At 33.4% G+C, this 2,539-nt stretch carries 2 protein-coding genes and 1 riboswitch; both genes read right to left on the minus strand.

From position 1 onward, the window contains the following. Nucleotides 1-285 (minus strand): VWA domain-containing protein (locus AC6F8J_RS02230; protein ID WP_500720611.1); only part of this gene is annotated, 285 nt, incomplete at its 3' end. Nucleotides 286-330: 45 nt separating this feature from the next. Then, a riboswitch (cyclic di-GMP riboswitch) is annotated at nt 331-414 on the minus strand. Between the two features lie 1,096 nt (nt 415-1,510). Continuing rightward, on the minus strand, nt 1,511-2,539 hold a 1,029-nt coding region (locus AC6F8J_RS02235; protein ID WP_500720612.1), incomplete at its 5' end, for a hypothetical protein.

The following is a 2,539-nucleotide window of genomic DNA, read 5'->3' on the forward strand; positions in this document are numbered from 1 at the left end:
CATTCCTATGCCAGCTCCAATATCGGTTCCTCCCGAACTGTCGATTCTATCAATCGCATCATGTAATACTTCTTTATCTGATGTAAGTCCTGAGAGCAATTTGGCACTACCATCAAAATCAATTACCGCCGCCTCATCCTCATCACCTAATTGATCAACAAAGGCTTTTGCTGCCCAATGCCCTATAATGTCAGGATGATTTGGGTTTGTCACTGCAAAAGCACTGATGTGTGCAACTTGCAAAAGAATTGTAAAACACAAAACAATTGCTAAAACTCTCTTCATTCTTTTTATTTTCTTTTTCTTTTTCTCCTCTTAAAATTTGTTGGATTCTAAGAAGGTCGGTTACACTATTAACTCCGAGTAGACCAAGTGTCCAATTAAAGTCTATTCATCTACGCTCTCCTATCTCATGTTCCCCTCTTACTAAATCTATGTTGATAGTAGCGGAGGGTACACTATCTTTATTCAATCGGTTAAATCAAAGTATAAACACTCTTCTTTATAGCCATATTTTCTAGATTACCTTGTTCCATTCTAAAATCTACATGCTATTTTCTATGTATATCAATATAGTAAATATTTATTCAGCAAATTGATATTCACCCACAAAATAATATGAACTCCTAATAAAAGAAATTATTGTATATGGAATTTCTGCCTTAATTTTATTGTGCTCATTTAAATTCAGCATCGCATCTGCCTTTAGGACCTCAATATTCTGTAATGAAAAACTATCATTCATCTTGGAATAGCCATCATTATTAAATCCTAGATTATCACTTGTTTTGTAATGGTTATTCCTGAAGTCCCAAGAAATGCACATATCTATAGCATTGCCGACTCCAACATTATAAATCCATTAATTATGTTCCATTAGAGATTTAACTTCACTCATTGACTTATACGCTATCTTTTGATCCCATTGGCTTTCAAGAGAACCGTTGGATTCTCTGAGCTATTATTCCAAACATCTGTATTAAGCATTGTATAATCACCCGTGCCGGCTGCGAGGGGACATAGAAATTATACTATATAGCAAAAGAAAAGGGAGTTAACTAATGGTTTACCCCCTCTCTCCTTGCCTCTAGTTTATATAGTATTGCTTGAAAACTAACAAAACTTATTTTGAATACAAAATCAAGTACTTTAACACAATTTTAATTCATATTTGTTACCACTATAAAGTAAAATAACAAATACAGTAAATATGTAAAAAATTGATTTATCAAAACTAGGTATTTCATTTTTATTGGATTGGATTTTCCACAAAGATATATCTTGGCTACTAGATAATTAGGATATATTAAAGGAACACTCCCAATAGCACTTCCAAGAAATAACGCTATAATCCATGCAAATACATCTTCTATGCCATGACTCGACATAAAATACCCGAGAAAAAAGGAGGTTACAATTCCAATAAACAAAGTAATCAATGACACCAAATACAACCAGAAGTATTTCAAGTGAGTTCTTATATAGACACTTATGTATTTCACAATTCACCTCAATCGGTTGGAGAGTTAGGATAGAATAATCTATCGTCATAATAAAACAAATCAATCCCATGCAATTTGCTAAATTCATATGGTAACAATTTATTTACTTCAATTACATTGCCATTCTTGCCCTTCGCTGTCCATGGGCCAATATCTCTTCCGAGTCTTTTAAAAAGCAAGCTGTTGCCAAGACCTTGACCAACTAAATCCTTATTATAATAGTAATTATTGAGCCTTTCATTTATTGAATTAACATTTCCAATTTTAAATAACCACCTCCTAAAAAACTGACTTCTATTATATCCCAAAGCATTAAAAGTAGCTGAATGTACTGGTACACTTAAGTTGTCTTTAAAGAATCCTAATACACCATCATTCGAATCATAAATTCTATATAAAACGTCTTGAACGAGTCGTCCTCCCAATGAATGACCAGCTAAATAATAGTCACAATTTGGATATGCTCTAGAAATTGCTTTATATGTGTTAAACGCCATTAGTGATTGTGTGGTATTAAGACCAAGCCCAAGATATAAATCCGTTACTCCATCATATAAAAGATCATCCTCAGGTTCAGTACCCCTAATTGCAAATATAATAGCATCTTTTTGCCCATCTCTATTAATTCTTATTGCAACACATCCTAAACCACCATCTAAAAAATCTGTGAATGGAACTTTTCCCGAATCATTTGCATAGATTATTTTAAATTTTGACAGCTCTTTCTCTCCGAATGTACTAACTTGTGCCCCTATTCGATTACTAAGATTCAGATAACTTAGCCCAGCTGTAAGTGCTAGTGTTCTATCTGTTATGGTATATACTAGCTTTAAAGGATCAATTAAATCATTTATACCATCATTATCACTATCCACATTATCCGGATAGGAATTAACAAACAAATATGTAAAACCACTGTTTGCTACTTTTACTTTAATCTCTTCTCCGTCTAAGAGGCCATCGCCATCAGTGTCTGGATTCAATGAATCTACATAGAATTGCTTTCCATTAAAGGCACGTAGTCTACCAGAGGCAAT

The organism is Petrocella sp., from assembly GCF_059865615.1.